Here is a 21,907-nt window from a genome sequence, read left to right on the forward strand (position 1 = left end):
TCGTCCTTTCGTGATGTGTTGATCGTTTAGTATTCGATATGTTGATGTATCTAGGATTATGTGACATAAGTGAAATGAATGATTGAAAGATAAACTATCAGGATTGGTGATATGGCGAGAAATCTGGATACAACCGCACTGCGTTCATTCGTGACGGTGGCGGATACGGGCGGTGTGACGAAGGCCGCTGGGATGCTGAACCTGACGCAATCGGCGGTGTCCATGCAGCTCAAGCGGTTGGAGGAAAGCCTCGGCGTGTCTTTGCTGGACCGTTCCGCGCGCCAGATTTCGGTGACCGCTGAGGGGGAGCAGCTGCTGAGTTATGCGCGCCGGATGCTGACGTTGAACGACGAAGCCTTACAGCGCCTGACATCGCAGGATTATGAAGGCGAAATCGTGCTGGGTGTGCCCCACGACATTATCGACCCCTATATTCCGCCTGTGCTGCGCCGCTTTGCCGCTGATTTCCCGCGTATGAAGATTAAATTGGTGTCTGAGCCGACAAAGCGCCTGCGCGAGATGTTTGGCCGTGGTGAATGTGACGCGATTATCACCACAGAATCCCAACCCGGCCCGGGCGGCGAAGCACTTGTGACGCTGCCGCTGGTCTGGGTGGGGGCTGTGGGGGGCGGCGCGTGGCGCCAACGCCCGTTGCCGGTCGCCTTTTGCAGCAACTGCATTTTCCGCGCTGGCGTCCTGAAACGTATGGATGATGCATCTTTCGGGTGGGAAATGGTCGTGGAATCGCAAACCGACACGGCCATCGAAGCAGTGGTGAGCGCGGACCTCGCGGTTCATGCGGTGATCAAAGGTGTCTACGCGCGCCAGACTGCCCCGATCCCGTCAGAGGCCAATCTACCGGATCCCGGCACGTCCTCAATTGTTCTATACATGCAGTCCAAGGCTGATCCGGTTCAGGCGGCCCTGTATGACATGATCCGCCATTCCTATTTGTCCGAATGGGCGGATGATGCCGCACGACTGCGCAGCGTTTAGGGGGTCACGACAACTTTTCCGGTGCTTTTGCGGCTGCGCAACAGCTCAAGCGCGGCGGCGGCATCGGCCAAGGGCAGCACATGGCTGACATGGGGTTTCAGTCGGCCCGCTGCGTACCAGTCCAACAGCTCACCCATGCTGTCGGTCAGCGCGGTCGGGTTGAATTTAAGGTATCCACCCCAATAAAACCCGATCAGCGTGATGTTTTTGACCAGCAGATGATTGGCCGGCACTTGTGGAACGTCGCCACTCGCAAAGCCGATTGTCACAATGCGGCCTTCGCGGTTTGTGGCGCGCATCGCGGCGGTAAACGCATCGCCCCCGACGGGGTCATACACCACGTCCGCCCCACCCAGCGCGCGAACCTGCGCTGTGATATCATCTGAGGCATCAAAAACATGATCGGCCCCCGCGGCAGACGCGACGGCCATCTTGTCTGCGCCGCGCGCGACCGCGATCACACGCGCGCCCATCGCTTTGCCAATTTCAACTGCCGTCAGGCCAACCCCGCCAGCGGCACCAAGCACCAGCAGAGTTTCCCCCTGCTTTAGCGCGGCGCGGCGGGTCAGGGCCAAATGGGATGTGCCATAAGCCACCTGAAATCCGGCGGCCTGTTCTGACGTCATGTCATCGGGCACGGCGCGACACAGGGCTGCCGGGAAAACACCTTGTTCCGCCAGCCCGCCTTGGCCGCCAAACACCGCAACGCGGGTGCCGATTGCGGGTTGTGTCACGCCCGCGCCGAGGGCCGTGACGACGCCACAGACCTCCATCCCTAAAGTGAACGGAGCAGGGGGCGTGTCCTGATAGGTGCCTTTGGCCATTAACAGATCGGCAAAGTTCAATCCGCACGCCGCGATGTCGAGCAGCACTTCGCCTTCTGCGGGCACAGGTGCGGCGACGGTATTCAGGGTGGGTTTTGTGGCTGTCTCAAGAACTTGGAAGGCGCGCATGGGGAACTTTCGTAAAAAGAAACCCTTTTAGAATCAACAATTTTTGATCGATCCAAGAGGGGTAACGAGGGAATGATTTTGGAGCACCGAAAATGAAAACTGTCCTTTCCGACAGGCCCGTGACCTTTGAACCTGTCCTAAAGGATAGGCTTTGGGATGCAACCCTTGCGTGTTCGGGCTGTGGCCGATTTCTAGGCGTCTAACGCGAATAACTTTGCGATACCAAACAACCGCGTCACCGCGACAGGCCAAAGGCCGGTGTGTGGCACAATTACGGGAAGATACCTATGAAACACCCAGTTGACGTCCATGTGGGCAAGCGCATCCGCCACCGCCGATGGGTCAGTGGCACCACGCAACAACAGCTTGCCGATCAGGTTGGCATCAAGTTCCAGCAAATCCAGAAATACGAAACAGGCATGAACCGCGTCAGCGCGTCCCGTCTTTGGGATATTGCAGCGGCTTTGGGCGTCGAAGTGGCGTTCTTCTTTGAAGGCCTTGATGGCGACATGATCCCAACGGATCACGCCGGAATGCCGAGCGATATTTTGTCCGACAAAGAAGCCCTTGATCTGTTGCGGTCCTACTACGCGATCCCGGAAAACCAGCGCCGTCGCTTGTTCGATCTGGCCCGCGTTCTGTCCGAAGCGGCCTAAGCGCCGCAGTCTACGCCCTTGACCTTTGGCCCATTGCCCCGCTACCGCAGCGGGGATGAATTTGGCCAAAGGCGGGTGCGATGACTCTTTCACATGTGAAATTGACGGCGGCAGACCAGGACGCATTGCGCGCCTGTGCCCATGCCATGGCAGATGCCGCACGCGGGGCGATCCTGCCGCTGTTTCGTACAGGCCTTGTATCAGACAACAAAGACGCTGGCGGATTTGACCCCGTCACAGAAGCCGACCGCGCCGCCGAATTGGCCATGCGCGCGATAGTGGCAACCCTGCGCCCGGATGATGCGATCCTGGGCGAAGAGTTTGGCGAAACAAGCGGCACGACGGGCCTGCAATGGGTTCTGGATCCGATTGATGGCACCCGCGGGTTTATCAGCGGCACGCCGACATGGGGTGTTCTGGTGTCGGTGCGCGACGTCAGTGGGGTTTTATACGGGCTTATCGATCAACCCTATATCGGGGAGCGGTTCGAGGGCGGATTTGGAATTGCCGACATGACAGGACCGCAAGGTGCAGCACCTTTGCGGACGTCAGCGACCGAAACTCTTGCGCAGGCCACGATCCTGACAACCTTTCCCGAAGTCGGGACAGTGCAGGACGGCGCGGCCTTTCGCGAGGTGGCGACAAAATGCAAGCTGACCCGCTATGGCATGGATTGTTATGGCTACGCGCTGTTGGCGTTGGGGCAGGTTGATCTGGTCATTGAGGCCGGGTTGAGCGCCTATGACATTCAAGCCCCGATTGCCGTCGTACATGCGGCGGGGGGGATTGTGACAGATTGGCAAGGTGGTCCTGCCCATGAAGGTGGGCGGGCGCTTGCCGCGGCGAACGCAACGCTTCACGCGCAGGCGCTTAAGATATTGGCGAGCCTGTAGTCGAATTGGCTTCGCCAATCCGATCCGCTGGGGGGCTAGCCCCCCAGACCCCCCAGAATATTTGGGAACCAAAGATGGGTTGAAGGGCGGTACGGTTCACCGTTAGCTTACGTGTGTCGTGTCCTTACCCGTTCTGACGGCAATACCTAACCCGAACGGGATCGAAAGGATTGGCCGATGCCAGATATTTTGATCAAGGGCGCTTTAGCGGTTTTGACGATGGACGATGCGCGGCGCGAATTGGCCGGCGCGGATGTGTTGCTGAGCGATGGCGTGATAGCGCAGATTGACGTCGGTTTAGACGCGGCGGGCGCTGAGGTGATCCATGCTGCGGGTTGTGTCGTTACGCCCGGATTGGTGAACACACATCACCATTTGTATCAAACACTGACGCGGGCCGTTCCAGGCGGGCAGGATGCGTTGTTGTTTGGGTGGTTGCAGACGCTTTATCCGATTTGGGCGCGGTTTGGGCCCGAAGAAATGTTTGTATCGGCGCAGATCGGATTGGCCGAACTGGCACTGTCGGGATGCACGATGACGTCCGATCATCTGTATCTTTACCCGAACGGGTCGCGGTTGGATGACACGATTGCCGCCGCAGGTGAGGTCGGGTTGCGGTTCCATCCGACCCGCGGAGCCATGTCCATCGGTGAGAGCGACGGAGGGTTGCCGCCGGATTCGCTGGTCGAGGACGAGGCCGTAATTCTTGAAGACTGTATCCGTGTCATCGATGCGCACCACGATAGGTCAGACGGCGCCATGGTGCGGGTCGGTGTGGCACCCTGTTCGCCGTTTTCGGTCAGCCGCGATCTGATGCGCGATGCTGCTGTGCTGGCGCGTGACAAGGGCGTCATGTTGCACACACATTTGGCCGAAAACGACGAAGACATCGCCTATTCACTGGAAAAATTTGGCTGCCGCCCCGGTCAATACGCCGAAGATTTGGGCTGGACCGGACCGGATGTGTGGCATGCGCATTGTGTAAAGCTTGACGGGCAAGAGATTGATTTATTTGCGCGATCCAAAACAGGGGTCGCCCATTGTCCGTGTTCCAATTGTCGCCTTGGGTCGGGTATCGCACCTGTACGCGCGATGCGGGACGCGGGTGTTCCTGTCGGGCTTGGCGTGGATGGATCTGCGTCAAACGATGCAGGGTCCTTGGTCGGTGAGGCGCGCCAGACGATGTTGTTGCAGCGGGTGGCCTTGGGTGCGGATGCGATGTCAGCACGTGAGGCGTTGGAAATTGCAACAAGAGGCGGGGCAGAGGTTTTGGGGCGCGACGATTGCGGGCAAATTGCGATCGGCAAGCGTGCGGATATCGCAATTTGGGATGTCAGCGGGATCGAAAGTGCAGGGTCATGGGATCCGGCTGCGATTTTGCTGGCGGGTCCGACCCGTGTGCGTGACCTACTGGTAGAGGGGCGGCGCATTGTGGCGGATGGCCGCGTGGTCAGCTTTGATCTGGGCCGCGCGATTGTCAGGCAAGGGCAGTTGGTGCAGAAATTACAAAACTGACGGAGGCTGCGATGAAACGAATATTGGGTCTTGCGGTGCTGGCGCTTTCGGCGTGCCAACCTGCTGTTGAAACATCGACAAATGCGGTGCCCGTGGTTGTGCCGCAGGGGCAAATCGGGGCTCTTTTGAACAGCGAGCGGGCTGCGCAGGGGCTTGGGGCATTGTCCGAAGACGTAAATCTGTCCCGCGCGGCGCAGGCTCATGCACAGGATATGGTCACGCAGGGATATTTTTCGCACGAGGGTCGCAACGGGTCTTCGTTTGTGCAGCGCGCACAGGCGGCAGGGTATCCGTGCGTTGCGGCTGAAAACATTGCCAACGGACAACTATCAGAGGCGGCGGTGATGACTGGCTGGATGAATTCAAGCGGCCACAGGCGCAATATTCTGCTACCCGATGCCACTGAATTTGGCATTGGTCGGGTAAACAATATGTGGGTTTTGATGTTGGGGCGCGGCTGCTAGATCGCTTTGCCCGCGACATAAACCTGCGCGATTGCGCGGTCGTCGCCCATCATGATTGTTGGAAACAGCGCCTCCCACAGGGTGTCCGCACGTGCGCTGCGCTGGGCAATGGCGGGCGTTGAGGACAGGTCGAGCACGGTGATGTCGGCCATGGCACCAACCGTCAGTGACCCGATTTCGCCACCCATGTGCAGGGCGCGGGCTGATCCTTCGCTGGCCAGCCACATCAGTTGCGCCGGATGCAGCGCTGTGCCGCGCAACTGGGCGATTTCATACGCCGCGGCCATAGTGCGCAACATGGAAAATGACGATCCGCCGCCTGTGTCTGTGGCAAGTCCTACGGACAGCCCACGCGCCTTTAGCCCCGCCATATCGAACAGACCGGACCCGATAAAAGTGTTGGAAGTCGGGCAGTGAACGACGGCCCCGCCGACTTCGGCCAATCGATCCACCTCGCGCGGTTCAAGATGGATCGCGTGGCCATACAGGCCGCGTTCGCCCAGCAGACCGAAGGTTTCGTATGTATCGAGGTAATCGCGCGCCGTCGGAAACAAATCACGCACCCATGCGATTTCATCGACCTGTTCGCTCAGGTGGGTTTGCATCAATGCCTCGGGGTGTTCGGCCCATAAAACGCCCAACGTCTCAAGCTGTTCTGGGGTCGATGTTGGCGAAAACCGTGGCGTAATCGCGTAGGTCGCACGCCCGTTCCCGTGCCATTTTTCAAGCAGCGCTTTGCTGTCGTCATAGGCGGATTTCGCATTGTCGCGCAGCCCGTCTGGTGCGTTGCGATCCATACAGGTTTTGCCTGCAACCACCGCCATGTTGCGCGCAGAGGCCGCGCCGAAAAATGCATCTACAGAGGCCGGATGGATCGTGCAAAAGCTGGTCAACGTGGTGGTGCCGTGCGCCAACGCGAGGTCGAGCGTGCGATCTGCGATGTCATCTGCGTACGCCCGATCCGCGAATTTTGTTTCTTCGGGAAAGGTGTAGGTGTTCAGCCAATCGATCAGGCGTTTGCCCCATGATGCGATCATCGCGGTTTGTGGGTAATGCATGTGGGCGTCCACGAACCCGGCGGTGATCAGCTTGTCGCCGTGATCGATAATGTCGACCTGCGGGTGGTCGCGGCGCAAATCGTCCGCTTCGCCGACACCCGCAATCCGCCCATCGCGCACCAAAACGCCACCGCGTGCGCCGATTATTGCGCTGTCCTGCGGTGCACCGACGAAGGGATCGCCGGAAAAACGCAAGGTTTGGCCAAGAAGAAGGTGATCTTTCATGCCTCTTGTCTAGTTTTGTGCAACGGGCGGGTAAATCGCAAAATCATGCATGATCGCTTGAGGGTGCGCGGTGAATGGATATGCTGCATGCGAACGGGGGACATATGGCCGACACAGCAGAGATGATCGAAGAAGACGAAGGCCTGCCCAAGAACCTTGTGGCGATGGTCGTTGATATCGTGAACGCCGATGATATCGCGTCGCTCAACACGGTGCTTAACCCGTTGCACCCCGCCGACGTTGCCGACCTTCTGGAACAGTTGAACGAACGTGATCGCGCCGCGCTGTTGGCGTTGTGGAAAGACGGGATGGACGGTGAAATCCTGTCCGAACTTGGCGATGATCTGCGCGAAGAAGTCATCGACATTTTGGGCCCGACCGAACTGGCCGATGCTGTGCGGCATCTGGAATCCGATGATGTCGTTGATCTGGTCGAAGACCTTGGCGAGGATCAACAAGAACAGGTGTTGGACGCGCTGAACGCCAGTGATCGTTTGGTCGTTGAACAGGCTTTGGCCTATCCCGACGAATCCGCCGGACGCCTGATGCAAATGGAAGTCGTGCGCGCGCCGTCCCACTGGACGGTCGGCGAAACGATTGATTATCTGCGCGCGTCCGATGATCTGCCGGAACAGTTTTACCACGTGATTTTGGTCGACCCGCGCATGAAACCCGTGGGCTATGTGACGCTGGGCCGCCTTTTGGGCACGCCGCGCCCGATCCATCTGACCGAGCTGATGGAAGACAGTTTTCGCACATTCCGCGTCGATCAGGACGAAGAAGACGTGGCCTATGCGTTCAATCAATATCACCTAATTTCCGCGCCTGTGGTCGACGAAGACGACCGGCTTGTTGGTGTGATCACCATTGATGACGCGATGATCGTGCTGGATGACGAACACGAAGAAGACATTTTGCGCCTTGCGGGTGTGGACGGCGAATCCAGCCTGACGGACAAGGTCATCGCGACGACCAAGCGTCGTTTTCCATGGCTGGCCGTCAATTTGGTCACCGCGATTTTCGCGTCCCTCGTGATTTCCATGTTCGAAGACACCATCGCGACCCTTGTGGCGCTCGCTGTGTTGATGCCTATTGTGGCGTCCATGGGCGGCAATGCGGGCACGCAATCTTTGACCGTTGCGGTGCGTTCGATTGCCACCAAAGATTTGACCAGCGCCAACGTCTGGCGCGTGATCCGCCGCGAAGTGTATGTGGGGCTGATAAACGGAGCGATTTTCGCGGTCGTGATGGGGATCGTGGGTTGGGTCTGGTTCGGGTCGCCCATGCTTGGCGTTGTGATTGCGATTGCGATGGTGATCAACATGGTGGTCGCGGGGCTGGCGGGTACCGCAATCCCGGTTGTACTTGAAAAATTCGGAATTGACCCTGCGCTGGCCTCTGGTGCGTTTGTGACAACGGTGACGGATGTTGTAGGCTTTTTCGCGTTCCTTGGGCTGGCGGCGGTGATGTTGCTGTGACGCTTCAGGATCGCAAAGACGCCGCGCGCAAAGCCGCCTTTGCGGCCCGCAAAACCGCCCATGAATTCGGGCAGGGCCATGCGGGCCATCTGTCATCGGTATTGGCGGGCTATCGCGGCGTGCCCCTTGCCGGATACGCGCAGATGCGCACTGAAATTGATCCCACCGCCGCCATGGAAGAAGCAAGTGCGCATGGCCTCGTTTGCCTGCCTGTGATTAAGGCTGCGGGCCAGCCGCTGAAGTTTCGCGCATGGACGCCGGACTGTGACATGATCGAAGGTGCCTTTGGTGCCAAAATTCCCGCAACGGGGGATTGGGTGACCCCCGAAATCCTGATTGTGCCGCTGGTCGCATTTTCGCGCGCAGGTGGGCGGTTGGGGTATGGCGGCGGGTTTTATGACCGCACGCTTGAAGGATTGCGCGCGCGCAATCCGACCCTTGCCATCGGGTTTGCCTATGCCGCGCAAGAACTGCCTGACCTGCCGCTGGAGCCTACGGATCAACCCCTTGATTTGATCGTCACGGAAAACGGGATCATCGAACCGCACTAAGCCCTTGCCCTTGGCCCGCGCGCTTGGAATACCCATTCCATGAAAATCATGTTTCTTGGCGACGTCATGGGCCGCGCAGGCCGCACTGCAATCATCGAACGGCTGGGCAAGCTGCGCGAGGAGTGGAAGCTCGATTTTGTCGTGGTGAACGGGGAAAATGCGTCAAATGGGGCGGGGCTGACCGCGACCCACGCCAAGGCGCTGCTGGATGCGGGTGCGGATGTGCTGACCCTTGGCGATCATGCGTTCGATCAAAAGGACATGATGCAATATTGTGAAACCGATCCGCGCATTATTCGCCCGCTGAACTATTCCAAGGCCGCGCCGGGCAAGGGTGCGCGCGTGTTCGAAGCATCGCGCGGTCGTAAGGTGCTGGTCGCCCAAGTGCTGGGTCAGGTGTTCATGAAACGCGCCTTTGACGACCCGTTCAGCGCGGTGGAAAGCGTGCTGAAGGCGCATCCGATGGGCGGCAACGTGCAGGCCAGCCTGATTGACATCCATTGCGAAGCGACATCCGAAAAAATGGCTATGGGGCATTTCTGCGATGGCCGCGCGTCTATTGTGGTTGGCACGCATACCCATGTTCCAACGTCAGACACGATGATCTTGCCCGGTGGCACTGCGTTTCAATCCGACGCGGGCATGTGCGGCGATTACAATTCGGTCATCGGGATGGACAAGGCCGAACCGCTGCGCCGTTTTATCACGGGCATGCCCAAATCGCGGTTTGAACCCGCCAAAGGCGAAGCGACGTTGTCTGGCATCTACGTGGAAACCGACGATCGCACAGGCAAAGCCACCCGCGTTGAGGCCGTGCGCCAAGGCGGGCGGTTAAGCCAGCAAGGCCCGCAATGAACGACGGCCTAAGCCGCCACGCTGCACTGCCCTGGATCGCTCTGGTCACATTTGGCGTCGTCTGGGGGATGATGCAACCGATCAGCAAGATCGCCGTGAATGGCGGGTTCGAACCGTTCGGGATGATGGTCTGGCAAGGCGCGATTTCGCTGGGTCTCGCCGGGGCGTTGGCCGCGCGCAAAGGTTTGCCGAAAGGGCGGGCGCAATGGCAGTTTTGCGGGCAGGTCGCGGTCTTGGGCAACCTGATCCCGCATTTTGCGACCTTTACGGCGGTGTCCCATCTTCCGGCGGGTCTAATGGCGATCATCCTTGCGCTGGTGCCGATCCTTGCGTTGACAATCGCCGGCCTGATCGGCCGTGAGGCGTTGACACCGCGCCGCGTCGGGGGCGTGACCTTGGGCCTGTTGGCCATGGCAATTATCATCCTGACACGCACCCAAACAGAAACAAGCGGCGCCGACTGGCCCGTCTGGGCAGTGGGCGTCGCGGCACTGGCGCCGTTGTGTTATGCAATCAATTCTACCCTTACGGCGGCGCGCGGCATGGCGGGCATGCACCCGCTTCAGGCTTTTGCGGGCGCATCGGCGATCTTTTTGCCTGTGTCGATCATCATGGCGCTGATCACGGGCCAACTGAGGGGGCTTTCCTTTGATATCCCCAGCTTTTCGGTTGTGGCTGTATCCACAAGCCACACGTTGGTTTATGCGGGGTATCTGTGGTTGTTGGGGCGGTCGGGCGCAGTGTTTGCCAGCCAAACGGCCTATCTGGTCACCGGATTTGGCGTGATCTGGTCGATGGTTTTGTTGGGTGAAAGATATTCATCATGGGTTTGGGCCGCACTTGTTTTGATGTTGATTGGTTTGACCTTGGTGCGCCCGTCGCAGACATCCCTTGCGCACACCGACCCGTCGCGCGACACTGCATAAACCTAAACGGCGAGGCACACCGTGGTTGAGATTTTCGACATATCCCAAACGGGCCAAGCGGTCCTGACGCTGACGGTTGTCGCGATCATGTTTGTGTTGTTCTTGCGCGAAACATATCCCACCGAGGTCGTGGCCCTGACGGGTGTGTCGCTTCTGTTGGCCAGCGGTGTTTTGCCCTATGATCAGGCGCTTTCGGTGCTGTCCAACCCGGCACCTTGGACGATTGCGGCAATGTTTATTGTCATGGGGGCCTTGGTGCGCACGGGGTCGCTGGATGCGCTGACGGCACTGGCTGAACGCAATGCAAAGGACCGCCCCATGGTGTCACTGGCGGCTTTGATGGCGTTTGTTGTGTTCGCGTCCGCGATTGTGTCAAACACGCCTGTTGTCGTCGTGATGATCCCGATCTTTGTGCAATTGGCCAAGACCATGGGGTTGTCGGCGTCAAAACTGCTGATCCCACTGTCTTACGGCGCGATCTTGGGCGGCACGCTGACGTTGATTGGTACGTCTACGAACCTGTTGGTGGATGGTGTGGCCCGCGCCGAGGGGTTGGAACCGTTCACGATTTTTGAGGTCACACCGCTGGGCATCGTGCTGGTCATCTGGGGGATGATCTATCTAGGTGTGATTGCGCCACGCCTTTTGCCGGACCGCGACAGCATGGCGAACCTGTTGTCGGATCGCAGCAAAATGCGGTTCTTCACCGAGGCCGTGATCCCCCCTGACAGCAACCTGATCGGGCGCGAAGTGACGGGTGTGCAATTGTTCAAACGCGAAGGCGTGCGGTTGGTGGATGTGGTGCGCGGCGACCAATCGTTGCGCCGCAATCTGCAAGGCGTCGAACTGGCCGTGGGGGACCGCGTGGTGTTGCGCACGGCGATGACAGAATTGCTTTCGTTGCAAGCCACCAAAGACCTGCGCCGCGTGGATCAGGTTTCGGCCGTTGAATCCCAAACGGTCGAGGTTTTGATCACGCCGGGCTGTAAAATGATTGGCCGTACCCTGGGCGCGCTGCGCTTGCGTCGCCGTTTTGCGGTTTATGTTTTGGCTGTGCATCGGCGCAACCAGAACATCGGGCGGCAATTGGATGAACTGGTGGTTCGTGTTGGCGATACCTTGCTGCTAGAAGGATCGAGCGAGGACATTCAGCGCCTTGCGACGGAGATGGATTTGGTCGATGTGTCCCACCCGTCCGCGCGGGCGTATCGGCGCGCGCAGGCCCCCATTGCGCTGGCCGCTTTGGTGATGATCGTCGGGCTGGCGGCCTTTGGTGTCGCGCCTATTTTCCTGCTGAGCATTCTGGCCGTTGCCATTGTTCTGATCACCCGCTGCATTGATGCGGATGAGGCGTTCAGTTTCGTAGATGGACGGCTGTTGACGCTGATCTTTTCAATGTTGGCCATTGGGGCCGCGTTGCAGGCATCCGGGGCGGTATCTTTGATTGTCGAAGGGGTCGCGCCCGCGCTTGGGATGTTGCCGCCGTTCCTGATCATCTGGGCGGTTTATCTGTTGACCAGCGTGTTGACCGAAATGGTCAGCAACAACGCCGTTGCGGTGGTGGTGACGCCCATTGCCATCGGATTGGCGATTGAACTGGGCTATGATCCGCGCCCCTTGGTTGTCGCCGTGATGGTCGCCGCATCGGCCAGTTTCGCAACGCCCATCGGATACCAGACGAACACGTTGGTATATGGCCCCGGCGGTTACAAATTCAGCGATTTCCTGAAGGTAGGCGTGCCTTTGAACCTGAGCATCGGCATCTTGGCGTCCGCCGTGATCCCCTACATCTGGCCGCTGTAACGCGCGACGAAATTGCGCAGGATGCGCGGGGCGTGGGACACGTCGGCGGCGTTGACCATGGCTGTCAGCGCGTCGGCATCTTCGGGCGGAAAATACCCTTTGTCTTTGTAAATACGGATGCGGGTCGCGAAACCGTTTGCGTCTGCTTCCGGATGGAACTGCGTGGCGTAGACATTTGATTTGTAACGTATCATCTGGAACGGGCAGGCGTCGCCTGACAGGAGATGCTTGGTATCTTGCGGTAGGTTCTGGACCGCTTCTTTGTGGCCAACGAAGGCGTCAAATTGGGCAGGTAATCCTGTCAGGACCGGATCGATGGCTCCGTCAGGCGTCATGGTGCAGGTCGCCGCGCTGACCGCTTCGCCGTAGCGCGCTTTGGACACATCGGCACCCAGATGGTGCGCAAGAATACCGATGCCATAACAGCACCCCATGAACGGCAGGTCGTTGTCTGTGATCTGGGGCATGAGGGACAGGCACGCGGCCTCTGCGCGGGCATCAATCGGTGTTTTATCTGCGGGGGCGTCGGACACGCAACCGGGGCCGCCGCCGACGATTGTTCCTGCATAACGGGCCAGGTCCAGATCGGGTAAGGGATCACGGTCAAGGCGGATGCGATGGGTGTTCGCCGGGGCAAGTTCACCGGTGCGCAGGATGGCGGCGTATTCATCATCGCTCGCCTCGTCTTCGGGGCGCAATTGCAGGATCAGAAAGGGTTTCAACGTCAGGGAGCCTCCGGCGGGAGTTTGTAGGCCTAGATGAAGTTACAAGGGCCAGAACACGAGGATCGAGGGGATCGACACGGCCACGACAAGTATTTCCAGCGGCAGGCCCATGCGCCAGTAATCCCCGAAAGAATATCCGCCAGGGCCAAGGATCAGCGTGTTGTTTTTATGGCCAATCGGCGTGAGGAACGCGCTTGAGGCGGCGACGGCGACGGCCATTAAAAACGGGTCCGGTGACACGTTCAGCGACTGCGCCATCTGGATGCCAACGGGGGCGACGACGATGGTGGTGGCGGTGTTGTTCAGGACGTCAGACAAGGTCATCGTGACGATCATCAGAACCGTCAGAATGATCCATGGCGCGAGCCCTGCGGTGAGATCCACGAGTGCGCCTGCAATCAGTTCCGTGCCTCCGGATGTTTCAAGCGCGGCACCCAGCGGGATCATCGAGCCGAGCAGGACAACGACGGGCCATTCGATGTGTGTGTAGAGTTCGGACAGGGGCACGATTTTTGCCAGCACATAGGCGACAACCACAAGACCCAAAGCAATCGGCAGATAGATCAAACCGAACGACGCTAGCGCAACCGCACCGGCGAACAATCCGATGGCCAGCCAGACTTTGGAATTGGCCGTGACAGACACGCCGCGATCCGCCAGCGGCAGACAGCCCAGCCATTCCGTGACGTCGTTCGCGGTATCACTTGGCGTCAGCAAGAGCAGGAGGTCACCCGTCTGGATCACCGTTTTGCGCATTTGCGTTTTGACCTGTCTGCCCTTGCGCGACAGGCCCATCAGCACCGTGCGTTGGCGCCATGCAAGCCCGATGCTGGATGCGGTTTTGCCGGTGATCCGCGATGTTTCTGTCGCGATGACTTCGATTTTGGTTAGTCCGTCGGCGGCTGTGGACAACACTTTTTCGCGCTTTGCGTCCGAAAAATCGAGCGACAGGGCGGCGCGGAATTCATCCAGTGCTTCGGGGGCGGCTTCGATGACAAGAATGTCTTTGGCTTTGATCACGCGGTCCTGGCTGGTGCCGTATAGGCGTTTGCCATCCCGGATCAAACCGATGATGGAAACGTCATTCTTTTCAGCGGCTTCATAGAGTTCGGACACACGTTTATCGATGTGTTTGCTGCCGTCCGGCACGGTCAGTTCAGCGAGGTAATCGGTATAGCTTTCGAGGGTTTCGCCGCCTTGTTTTCCGCTGCGTTCGGGGATCAGGCGCCAACCGATCAGGGCCACAAAGATGAGGCCTGCGATGGCTGTGATGCCGCCCACGGGTGCGAAATCAAACATCTTGAACGGCTCACCCAATGTTTCTTCGCGGATAGAGGCGATAATGATATTCGGGGGCGTGCCGATGAGGGTGACCATGCCGCCGAGGATCGTCGCAAAGCTCAGCGGCATAAGGCTGAGGCCGGGATCGCGGCCTGCTTTGCGCGCAGTTTGGATGTCCACGGGCATGAGCAGCGCGAGGGCGGCGACGTTGTTCATGAACGCCGACAAAACCCCGCCGATCGCGCCCATGATGGCGATATGCGCGCCAAGTTTTCGCGATGCATCCACAAGCGTTCGTGTGATGAGATATACCGCCCCCGAGCGCACCAATCCAGCAGATACCACCAACACCAAAGCCACGATGATCGTCGCCGGATGCCCGAAGCCAGAGAACGCGTCTTTGGTTGGCACCACGCCGAGGACCACGCCGATCATTAGCGCGGTGAAGGCCACGATATCGTAGCGGAATTTGCCCCACAGCAGCATGCCGAACACGGAACCGAACAGGGTGAAGAGGATGATTTGATCTGTTGTCATTCCGCCTGTGTAACGTTGTTTTGGGCGGTATGGAAAGCGTATGGGTCTGGTATGGGTCTGGTATGGGCGTGATACGGTATTGCATGGGATTGCAGCCCCGCGCCTGCGTGCCCTATAGAGGGCGGCAACCACAGATTTAATTTAACGGGAGAGCCCTCATGGCCGGCCACTCAAAATGGGCAAACATCCAGCACCGCAAAGGGCGTCAGGACAAAATCCGCGGCAAATTGTTTTCCAAGCTGTCCAAGGAAATCACGATTGCTGCCAAGATGGGTGATCCTGACGTGGACAATAATCCGCGTTTGCGCATGGCCGTCAAAGAGGCGAAGTCGCTTTCGATGCCCAAGGACAACATCGACCGCGCCATCAAAAAGGCGATTGGTGGGGACGCAGAAAACTACGATGAGATCCGCTATGAGGGCTATGGCCCCGGGGGTGTCGCTGTGATCGTTGAGGCGATGACCGACAACAAGAACCGCACGGCATCCACGGTGCGATCTACGTTTTCCAAATCCGGTGGCAATTTAGGCGAAACCGGCAGCGTTGGTTTCATGTTCGACCGTAAAGGCGAGGTGGTTTACCCTGCGTCCGTGGGCGATGTTGATACCGTGATGATGGCCGCGATCGAGGCAGGTGCGGAAGATGTGCAAAGCGATGATGAAAACCATGTCATCCTGTGCGCGGATACCGATCTGAACGATGTGTCCACGGCGCTTGAGGCGGAGCTGGGCGAATCCGAATCCACCAAACTGATCTGGCAGCCCAACATCCAGTCCGAGCTGGACCTTGAAGGTGTTGAAAAGCTGATGCGCCTGGTTGAGGCGCTTGAGGATGATGATGACATCCAGAAAGTCACAACCAACATGGACGCGCCTGATGAGGTTATGCAGGCCTATGCTGAGGGCGATGGGTGATTTCGCGCGCCCTTCGTGCTGTGCGGTAGGCGGTAACCGTGGTGCTTTGGATATTTAAGAACCAAAGAAACGGGGCGCGATGCTGACGGCGTATCTTAACGGTTTTGGTGTCGCGATTTCGTTGATTTTGGCAATCGGGGCGCAAAACGCCTTTGTGCTGAAGCAAGGGTTGCGGCGCGAACATGTGCTGGCGGTGGTGCTGGTTTGCGCGGTTTCTGATGCAATTTTGATCACTGTCGGCGTGTTCGGTTTTACCGCCCTGACGCAAGCCTTGCCTGCGCTGGCGCCTGCCATGTTGTGGTTGGGGGCTGCGTTTTTGTTTGCGTATGGCGCGTTCAGTTTCTGGCGCGCATGGCAGGGGGGCGCAGCGCTTGATCCGGGGCAGGGGGCGGGGACGACGTTGAAGGCGGCGGTTTTGTTTTGCCTCGCGATTACGTGGCTGAACCCGCATGTTTATCTGGATACGGTGTTGTTGATCGGATCAATCGCGTCGCGGTTTGACGGGTTTGCGACCGCGTTTTGGGCGGGGGCTGTGACGTCTTCGTTTACGTTCTTTTTCGGGCTTGGATACGGTGCGCGCCTGCTGGCCCCGATCATGGCGCGCCCTGTGTCCTGGCGGGTTCTTGAGGTGTTGATCGGCTGTGTGATGTGGGCCATTGCTTTGGGGTTGATCTTCAAAGGGTAGAGGCGTCTAGTCGCGCTATGCCTGCGCAAAATCGCCCCCTTATCGGTGTGTTCTGGATGGTCCTGACGGGCCTGAATTTTGTTGCCGTGACCGCACTTGTTAAACATATCGGCGACGCTGTGCCGGCTGCCCAAGGAGCGTTTTTGCGGTACCTGTTGGGGCTGGTGTTTCTGATCCCGATGATCCGGCCCATATTGGCCGCGCATCTGACACGCCGGCAGGTGAAATTGTTTGCTGCGCGCGGGGTTGTGCACACGCTGGCGGTGATTTTGTGGTTCTTTGCCATGGCGCGCATCCCGATCGCGGATGTGACGGCGATGAATTATCTGGCGCCGGTTTACATAACGCTGGGGGCCGCGTTGTTCCTGAAAGAACCGCTGCCGCCGCGGCGTATGTTTGCGGTTGTGATGGCGTTGATCGGGGCGCTGGTGATTTTGCGACCGGGATTTCGTGAAATTGACACGGGCCATATTGCGATGTTGGGCACTGCTGTCGGGTTTGCGGCCGGATACCTGATTGCCAAACAGCTGAGCGGGGAGGTCAGCCCTGCGGTGATTGTCGGCATGTTGTCGATTACGGTGACCATCGGGTTGGCCCCCTTTGCCGCCGCTGTTTGGGTGCCTGTCAGTATGGCCAATGTCGGCTGGTTGTTTCTGGTCGCGTGTTTTGCCACGGCCGGGCATTTGACGATGACGATGGCCTTTGCCGCGGCACCCCTGACTGTGACGCAGCCGGTGACGTTTTTGCAACTGATCTGGGCCGTGATCCTTGGGGCGGTTGTGTTTGACGAAGGCATTGATGGCTGGGTTGTTTTTGGCGGTGCGGTTATCATGGCGTCGGTCAGTTTCATCACGTGGCGCGAAGCCATTGCCAAGCGCGCCTTGACCCCGGCTGTGCACGCTACCAAGTAAGGGTCAACGCTGCTATAGAGGCCCCATGTCGCTGCCACCGGGATTCTTGGACGAATTGCGCACCCGTCTGTCTATTGGGCAGGTTGTCGGGCGCAAAGTCATGTGGGATCAGCGCAAGTCGAATCAGGGTAAGGGCGATCTTTGGGCGCCGTGCCCGTTTCATCAGGAAAAATCAGCCAGCTTTCACGTGGATGACCGCAAGGGGTATTACTACTGCTTCGGGTGCCACGCTAAGGGTGACGCGATTTCGTTTGTGCGCGAGACCGAAAATGTAGGGTTCATGGAAGCCGTTCAGATTTTGGCCGGTGAGGCGGGGATGACGATGCCTGCGCGCGACCCGGAGGCGCAGAAAAAGGCCGACCGCCGCACGCTACTGGCCGAGGTGATGGAATATGCGGTGCAGTTTTACCGGCTTCAGTTGAAAACGGGCGCGGGGGCTGAGGCGCGGGACTATCTGGCGGGGCGCGGGTTGAAAGACAAAGCGCTGGAGCGTTGGGAAATCGGGTTTGCGCCGCAGGGCTGGCAGAACCTGTGGGATCATTTGACCGCTAAGGGCGTGTCAGAGGATTTGATCATCGGATGTGGTTTGGCAAAGGCCAGCCAGCAGGGCAAAAAGCCATACGACACGTTTCGCCACCGCATCATGTTCCCGATCCGAGATGCGCGGGGCCGTGCGATTGCGTTTGGTGGCCGCGCGATGGACCCGACGGACAACGCGAAATACCTGAATTCTCCTGAGACCGAGCTGTTTGATAAGGGCCGCAACTTGTTCAATCTTGGCCCCGCGCGCGAGGCCGCCGGTAAGGGCCAGCCGTTGATTGTCGCCGAAGGATATATGGACGTCATCGCGCTGAGCGAGGCGGGATTTGGTGCATCTGTAGCGCCATTGGGCACGGCTGTAACGGAAATGCAGTTGCAGATGATGTGGCGCGTGTCGCCCGAACCTGTGATCACGCTGGACGGGGATACAGCGGGCCAGCGCGCCGCGATGCGGGTGATTGATCTGGCACTGCCGCTGCTTGAGGCGGGGCAGTCCGTGCGCTTTGCGATGATGCCCGACGGCCAAGACCCCGACGATTTGTTGAAGTCTGCCGGTACGGGCGCGATGCGCGATAAGGTCGAAAACGCCCTGCCGATGGTGCAACTGCTGTGGGACCGCGAAGTGGAGGGCAAGAATTTCGACAGCCCTGAACGCAAGGCGGCGCTGGATAAATCCCTGCGCGAAAAGATCATGTTGATCAAAGATCCAAGCATCCGCAGCCATTACGGCCAAGCGATCAAGGATATGCGTTGGGAGCTGTTTGGCACCAAACGTGCGGCGTTTGATCCCGGTGCGCCGCGTGGCAAATGGACGCCAAAGGGCGCGAAATTGCCGGCGCAATCCAGCACGAAGGCGTCGATCCTCGCGGGGAGCGGCGGGTCGGAGGATCATATGCGCGAAGCGGTGATTTTGGCCGTTCTGATCCGCAACCCTCATATTGTGGGCGATTTTTACAGCGCGCTTGAACGTATGCTGTGCAGCGGGCCAGACAATGCGGCGTTGCGCGATGCCTTGTTGCGGGTTGAGGCCACGGATGATCTTGAACCCGCCCTGATCGAAATGATTGGCGATGATCCCCTTGTAAAGCTGTTTGCACAGCCCCACGTGGCAATTACGCCAGCCGTGCGTCGCCCTGATAACGGGGACCTTGCGCGGATGTGCCTTGCTGAAGAGATGGCAAAACTCACCGCCCGCAGGGGCCACGCCCATGAGGTCGAAGACGCCATTGAAGAATTGTCATCGGATGTGGCTGACGAACGGCTTACCGCGCGATTGGCGCAATCTATCGCCGCCATGAACAATGCCGGGCGCCAAGACAACGATGACAGCGCCGAATACCACACGGGTGGGAACGGTGCGCGAATCAAAAAAGATGAACGCAGCGCATTTGATGCACTTTTAGACAACATCGACTTTGCCAAAGGGGGCAAGGCGCACTAAGTCACCTGTTAACTGACGCGCAACGGCCTAGAAAAATAAGCGTTCTGGGCATTGCGAATCACTCACCGTCTTGGTTGATTCGTTTCAACCGAATCACCCGAATCATCTAGCCTTGATTTTGGGCGATAGCCGAAGGGAACTACGCATGGCCGCCAAGGATAACACTGAGCAACGCGACGACGGGGATCATTCCCTCGACATGAGCCAAGCTGCTGTCAAAAAAATGATCGCCGAAGCGCGCGAGCGCGGGACGATCACCTATGACCAGCTGAACGCTGTGTTGCCGCCCGATCAGGTCAGTTCCGACCAGATTGAGGATGTGATGTCCATGCTCAATGAAATGGGCATTCAGGTCACCGAAGAAGAAGAATCCGAAGAAGTCGACGATGACGGCAAATCCAAGGAACTGGCGACAGTTTCGGGCGGGCGCGAGGTCACACTCGGCGGGGCGGAGGCTGAAAAGCTGGACCGCACGGACGACCCTGTGCGCATGTATCTGCGCGAAATGGGCAGCGTTGAACTGCTGAGCCGGGAAGGCGAAATCGCGATTGCCAAACGCATTGAGGCGGGCCGCAACACGATGATCCTCGGGCTGTGCGAAAGCCCGCTGACGTTTCAGGCGATTACGATCTGGCGCGACGAACTTTTGTCCGAAGATATTTTGCTGCGCGATGTGATCGATCTGGAAACCACGTTCGGCGATCAGCTGGCCGAAGAGACCGAGGAAACCAATGTGGTGGCCTCTGCGGATGGTGAAAAGAAAGAAGAAAAACAAGAACTTGATGCGGATGGGAACCCCATCGCTAAAGACGACGACGATGATGAGGATGACGCCGCAAACCTGTCGCTGGCCGCGATGGAAGCGCAGTTGAAGCCACAGGTTCTGGACACACTGGAATTGATCGCGCGCGACTTTGCGAAACTGTCTGACATGCAGGACGCACGGATGTCCGCGACGCTGAACGAAGACGACAGCTTTACCGACAAAGAAGAAAAGAAATACCAGAAACTGCGGTCTGAAATCGTTGAACTGGTGAATTCGCTGCACCTGCACAACAACCGTATCGAAGCGCTGATTGACCAGTTGTATGGCATCAACCGCCGTATCATGCAGATCGATTCCAACATGGTGAAGCTGGCCGACCAAGCCCGCATCAATCGCCGCGAGTTTGTGGATGCCTATAAAGGTCGTGAACTCGACCCAACGTGGCTTGAGGAAATGGGCCAGAAGGCCGGGCGCGGTTGGCAGATGCTGATCGAACGGTCCACTGGTAAGATCGAAGATCTGCGCGCGGAAATGGCGCAGGTTGGTAACTATATCGGTGTCGATATTTCCGAATTCCGCCGCATCGTACAGCAGGTCCAGAAGGGCGAAAAAGAAGCCCGTCAGGCCAAGAAAGAAATGGTTGAGGCGAACCTGCGTTTGGTGATCTCGATCGCGAAGAAATACACGAACCGTGGCCTGCAATTCCTTGATCTTATTCAAGAAGGTAACATCGGCCTGATGAAGGCGGTTGATAAGTTCGAATACCGTCGCGGGTATAAATTCTCGACCTATGCGACGTGGTGGATTCGTCAGGCGATTACCCGCTCAATCGCGGATCAGGCCCGGACAATCCGTATTCCGGTGCACATGATCGAAACGATCAACAAACTGGTGCGCACGGGCCGTCAGATGTTGCACGAAATTGGCCGCGAACCCACACCGGAAGAATTGGCCGCCAAGTTGCAGATGCCTTTGGAAAAAGTGCGCAAGGTGATGAAGATCGCCAAAGAGCCGATTTCCCTTGAGACCCCGATTGGTGACGAAGAAGACAGCCAACTCGGTGATTTCATTGAAGATAAAAATGCAGTGCTGCCGCTGGATTCCGCCATTCAGGAAAACTTGAAGGAAACCACGACACGGGTTCTGGCATCACTTACACCGCGCGAAGAACGTGTTTTGCGGATGCGTTTTGGCATCGGGATGAATACGGACCACACCCTCGAAGAGGTTGGTCAGCAGTTCAGCGTGACGCGCGAACGTATTCGCCAGATCGAAGCAAAGGCGCTGCGCAAGCTGAAACACCCGAGCCGATCACGCCGCTTGCGGTCATTCCTCGACCAGTGATTGATTTTTTCTTCAAATAACGCGGTTTCGCTGTTAATACTTTCATACCGAGCACACAAAAAACAAAAAGAGGTAATGAAATGGCTGAAGTAGCTAAGAAGATTGAACGCACACCCGAGCACCGCATGCGCACACGCGTTGGCCTTACAATTGGCCGTGGCGTTTGGTTGGCTGGATACAAGATTGAATTCCCCAACGCGACCGCAGACGAGCGTAAAGCCGCGTGGAAAGAAGCCCGTAAGGATTTCAAAAAGATCGGCATGAAGGCGTTGAAAACGCTTGAGAAAAACGGTTTTGAAGTGGTTGAGAAGCCAGAAGAAAAGCCTGCTGTAGCCGCGGCGTAAGCCCCCTGGCATTGAATTTGGAAAGGGTCGCCTTGGGCGGCCCTTT

The 21,907-nt window shown here is 58.2% G+C and carries 20 protein-coding genes; 16 read left to right on the forward strand and 4 right to left on the reverse strand.

Annotated features, from left to right (window positions below; all coding sequences use genetic code 11):
• Positions 1–111: 111 nt before the first annotated feature.
• Positions 112–996: a LysR family transcriptional regulator gene (locus L0664_RS02860; protein WP_235224116.1), complete on the forward strand. Its 885-nt coding sequence runs from the start codon at positions 112–114 to the stop codon at positions 994–996.
• Here the strand turns inward: L0664_RS02860 and L0664_RS02865 are convergent.
• Positions 993–1,949, reverse strand: coding sequence for an NADPH:quinone oxidoreductase family protein (locus tag L0664_RS02865; protein ID WP_235224117.1), 957 nt, complete (start codon positions 1,947–1,949; stop codon positions 993–995). The two genes, L0664_RS02860 and L0664_RS02865, sit on opposite strands and share 4 nt — an antisense overlap.
• A 287-nt stretch (positions 1,950–2,236) precedes the next feature.
• On the opposite strand from L0664_RS02865, the gene L0664_RS02870 reads away from it, so the two are divergent.
• From L0664_RS02870 to L0664_RS02885, 4 genes are all read left to right on the forward strand, one after another.
• Positions 2,237–2,605 (forward strand): helix-turn-helix domain-containing protein, encoded by a 369-nt coding sequence (locus L0664_RS02870; protein ID WP_235224118.1) that lies wholly within the window; start codon positions 2,237–2,239, stop codon positions 2,603–2,605.
• A gap of 80 nt (positions 2,606–2,685) precedes the next feature.
• Positions 2,686–3,498 (forward strand): inositol monophosphatase family protein, encoded by an 813-nt coding sequence (locus tag L0664_RS02875; protein ID WP_235224119.1) that lies wholly within the window; start codon positions 2,686–2,688, stop codon positions 3,496–3,498.
• Between the two features lie 177 nt (positions 3,499–3,675).
• The gene (locus tag L0664_RS02880) at positions 3,676–5,013 is read left to right on the forward strand and encodes an 8-oxoguanine deaminase (protein WP_235224120.1); all 1,338 of its coding nucleotides are present in this window, start codon (positions 3,676–3,678) and stop codon (positions 5,011–5,013) included.
• Between the two features lie 11 nt (positions 5,014–5,024).
• Positions 5,025–5,477 carry a CAP domain-containing protein gene (locus L0664_RS02885; RefSeq protein ID WP_235224121.1) on the forward strand — a complete coding sequence of 151 codons (453 nt, stop codon included), beginning with the start codon at positions 5,025–5,027 and terminating at the stop codon, positions 5,475–5,477.
• Here L0664_RS02885 and guaD read toward each other — a convergent pair.
• Positions 5,474–6,760 (reverse strand): guanine deaminase, encoded by a 1,287-nt coding sequence (gene guaD / locus L0664_RS02890; RefSeq protein ID WP_235224122.1) that lies wholly within the window; start codon positions 6,758–6,760, stop codon positions 5,474–5,476. The genes L0664_RS02885 and guaD overlap by 4 nt on opposite strands.
• Before the next feature lie 104 nt (positions 6,761–6,864).
• Between guaD and mgtE the strand changes: the two genes are divergently transcribed.
• From mgtE to L0664_RS02915, 5 genes are read left to right on the forward strand one after another with little or no spacing between them, the layout of a single operon-like run.
• The gene (gene mgtE / locus L0664_RS02895; RefSeq protein ID WP_235224123.1) at positions 6,865–8,238 is read left to right on the forward strand and encodes a magnesium transporter; all 1,374 of its coding nucleotides are present in this window, start codon (positions 6,865–6,867) and stop codon (positions 8,236–8,238) included.
• Positions 8,235–8,789, forward strand: coding sequence for a 5-formyltetrahydrofolate cyclo-ligase (locus tag L0664_RS02900; protein ID WP_235224124.1), 555 nt, complete (start codon positions 8,235–8,237; stop codon positions 8,787–8,789). Before mgtE ends, L0664_RS02900 begins: the two co-directional genes overlap by 4 nt.
• A 39-nt stretch (positions 8,790–8,828) precedes the next feature.
• A complete protein-coding gene (locus L0664_RS02905; RefSeq protein WP_235224125.1) occupies positions 8,829–9,644 on the forward strand; it encodes a TIGR00282 family metallophosphoesterase in 816 nt (271 codons plus the stop codon).
• Positions 9,641–10,570, forward strand: coding sequence for a DMT family transporter (locus L0664_RS02910; protein ID WP_235224126.1), 930 nt, complete (start codon positions 9,641–9,643; stop codon positions 10,568–10,570). The genes L0664_RS02905 and L0664_RS02910 overlap by 4 nt, the downstream gene beginning before the upstream one ends.
• A gap of 21 nt (positions 10,571–10,591) precedes the next feature.
• Entirely contained in the window at positions 10,592–12,373 is a 1,782-nt protein-coding gene (locus L0664_RS02915; protein WP_235224127.1) for an SLC13 family permease, read from the forward strand.
• Here the strand turns inward: L0664_RS02915 and L0664_RS02920 are convergent.
• Positions 12,355–13,095 (reverse strand): glutamine amidotransferase, encoded by a 741-nt coding sequence (locus L0664_RS02920; RefSeq protein WP_235224128.1) that lies wholly within the window; start codon positions 13,093–13,095, stop codon positions 12,355–12,357. The genes L0664_RS02915 and L0664_RS02920 overlap by 19 nt on opposite strands.
• A gap of 42 nt (positions 13,096–13,137) precedes the next feature.
• Entirely contained in the window at positions 13,138–14,916 is a 1,779-nt protein-coding gene (locus L0664_RS02925; protein WP_235224129.1) for an SLC13 family permease, read from the reverse strand.
• Between the two features lie 158 nt (positions 14,917–15,074).
• Here L0664_RS02925 and L0664_RS02930 point away from each other — a divergent pair, with 158 nt between their 5' ends.
• The 6 genes from L0664_RS02930 to L0664_RS02955 all read left to right on the forward strand — a co-directional run bounded on the left by L0664_RS02930 (position 15,075) and on the right by L0664_RS02955 (position 21,861).
• Entirely contained in the window at positions 15,075–15,830 is a 756-nt protein-coding gene (locus L0664_RS02930; protein ID WP_235224130.1) for a YebC/PmpR family DNA-binding transcriptional regulator, read from the forward strand.
• Positions 15,831–15,909: 79 nt separating this feature from the next.
• Positions 15,910–16,515: a LysE/ArgO family amino acid transporter gene (locus tag L0664_RS02935; protein ID WP_235224131.1), complete on the forward strand. Its 606-nt coding sequence runs from the start codon at positions 15,910–15,912 to the stop codon at positions 16,513–16,515.
• 17 nt (positions 16,516–16,532) lie between these two features.
• Entirely contained in the window at positions 16,533–17,426 is an 894-nt protein-coding gene (locus L0664_RS02940; protein ID WP_235224132.1) for a DMT family transporter, read from the forward strand.
• A 25-nt stretch (positions 17,427–17,451) separates the two neighbouring features.
• A complete protein-coding gene (dnaG, locus tag L0664_RS02945; protein WP_235224133.1) occupies positions 17,452–19,407 on the forward strand; it encodes a DNA primase in 1,956 nt (651 codons plus the stop codon).
• 145 nt (positions 19,408–19,552) lie between these two features.
• Positions 19,553–21,517: an RNA polymerase sigma factor RpoD gene (gene rpoD / locus L0664_RS02950; protein WP_235224134.1), complete on the forward strand. Its 1,965-nt coding sequence runs from the start codon at positions 19,553–19,555 to the stop codon at positions 21,515–21,517.
• An 80-nt stretch (positions 21,518–21,597) separates the two neighbouring features.
• Entirely contained in the window at positions 21,598–21,861 is a 264-nt protein-coding gene (locus L0664_RS02955) for a hypothetical protein (protein ID WP_235224135.1), read from the forward strand.
• The last annotated feature ends 46 nt before the right edge of the window (positions 21,862–21,907 follow it).

Origin of the sequence: Octadecabacter dasysiphoniae, assembly GCF_021532615.1 — a bacterium.
GTDB classification, from domain to species: Bacteria; Pseudomonadota; Alphaproteobacteria; order Rhodobacterales; family Rhodobacteraceae; genus Octadecabacter; species Octadecabacter dasysiphoniae.

Excerpts from the sequence above, each read along its gene's own strand:
- dnaG (WP_235224133.1), top strand. The coding sequence starts at position 17,452 with ATGTCGCTGCCACCGGGATTCTTGGACGAATTGCGCACCCGTCTGTCT.
- L0664_RS02905 (WP_235224125.1), top strand. The coding sequence starts at position 8,829 with ATGAAAATCATGTTTCTTGGCGACGTCATGGGCCGCGCAGGCCGCACT.
- rpoD (WP_235224134.1), top strand. The coding sequence starts at position 19,553 with ATGGCCGCCAAGGATAACACTGAGCAACGCGACGACGGGGATCATTCC.
- L0664_RS02940 (WP_235224132.1), top strand. The coding sequence starts at position 16,533 with ATGCCTGCGCAAAATCGCCCCCTTATCGGTGTGTTCTGGATGGTCCTG.
- L0664_RS02925 (WP_235224129.1), bottom strand. The coding sequence starts at position 14,916 with ATGACAACAGATCAAATCATCCTCTTCACCCTGTTCGGTTCCGTGTTC.
- L0664_RS02910 (WP_235224126.1), top strand. The coding sequence starts at position 9,641 with ATGAACGACGGCCTAAGCCGCCACGCTGCACTGCCCTGGATCGCTCTG.
- L0664_RS02865 (WP_235224117.1), bottom strand. The coding sequence starts at position 1,949 with ATGCGCGCCTTCCAAGTTCTTGAGACAGCCACAAAACCCACCCTGAAT.
- L0664_RS02885 (WP_235224121.1), top strand. The coding sequence starts at position 5,025 with ATGAAACGAATATTGGGTCTTGCGGTGCTGGCGCTTTCGGCGTGCCAA.
- L0664_RS02860 (WP_235224116.1), top strand. The coding sequence starts at position 112 with ATGGCGAGAAATCTGGATACAACCGCACTGCGTTCATTCGTGACGGTG.
- L0664_RS02935 (WP_235224131.1), top strand. The coding sequence starts at position 15,910 with ATGCTGACGGCGTATCTTAACGGTTTTGGTGTCGCGATTTCGTTGATT.
- L0664_RS02870 (WP_235224118.1), top strand. The coding sequence starts at position 2,237 with ATGAAACACCCAGTTGACGTCCATGTGGGCAAGCGCATCCGCCACCGC.
- L0664_RS02955 (WP_235224135.1), top strand. The coding sequence starts at position 21,598 with ATGGCTGAAGTAGCTAAGAAGATTGAACGCACACCCGAGCACCGCATG.
- guaD (WP_235224122.1), bottom strand. The coding sequence starts at position 6,760 with ATGAAAGATCACCTTCTTCTTGGCCAAACCTTGCGTTTTTCCGGCGAT.
- L0664_RS02880 (WP_235224120.1), top strand. The coding sequence starts at position 3,676 with ATGCCAGATATTTTGATCAAGGGCGCTTTAGCGGTTTTGACGATGGAC.
- L0664_RS02875 (WP_235224119.1), top strand. The coding sequence starts at position 2,686 with ATGACTCTTTCACATGTGAAATTGACGGCGGCAGACCAGGACGCATTG.
- mgtE (WP_235224123.1), top strand. The coding sequence starts at position 6,865 with ATGGCCGACACAGCAGAGATGATCGAAGAAGACGAAGGCCTGCCCAAG.
- L0664_RS02930 (WP_235224130.1), top strand. The coding sequence starts at position 15,075 with ATGGCCGGCCACTCAAAATGGGCAAACATCCAGCACCGCAAAGGGCGT.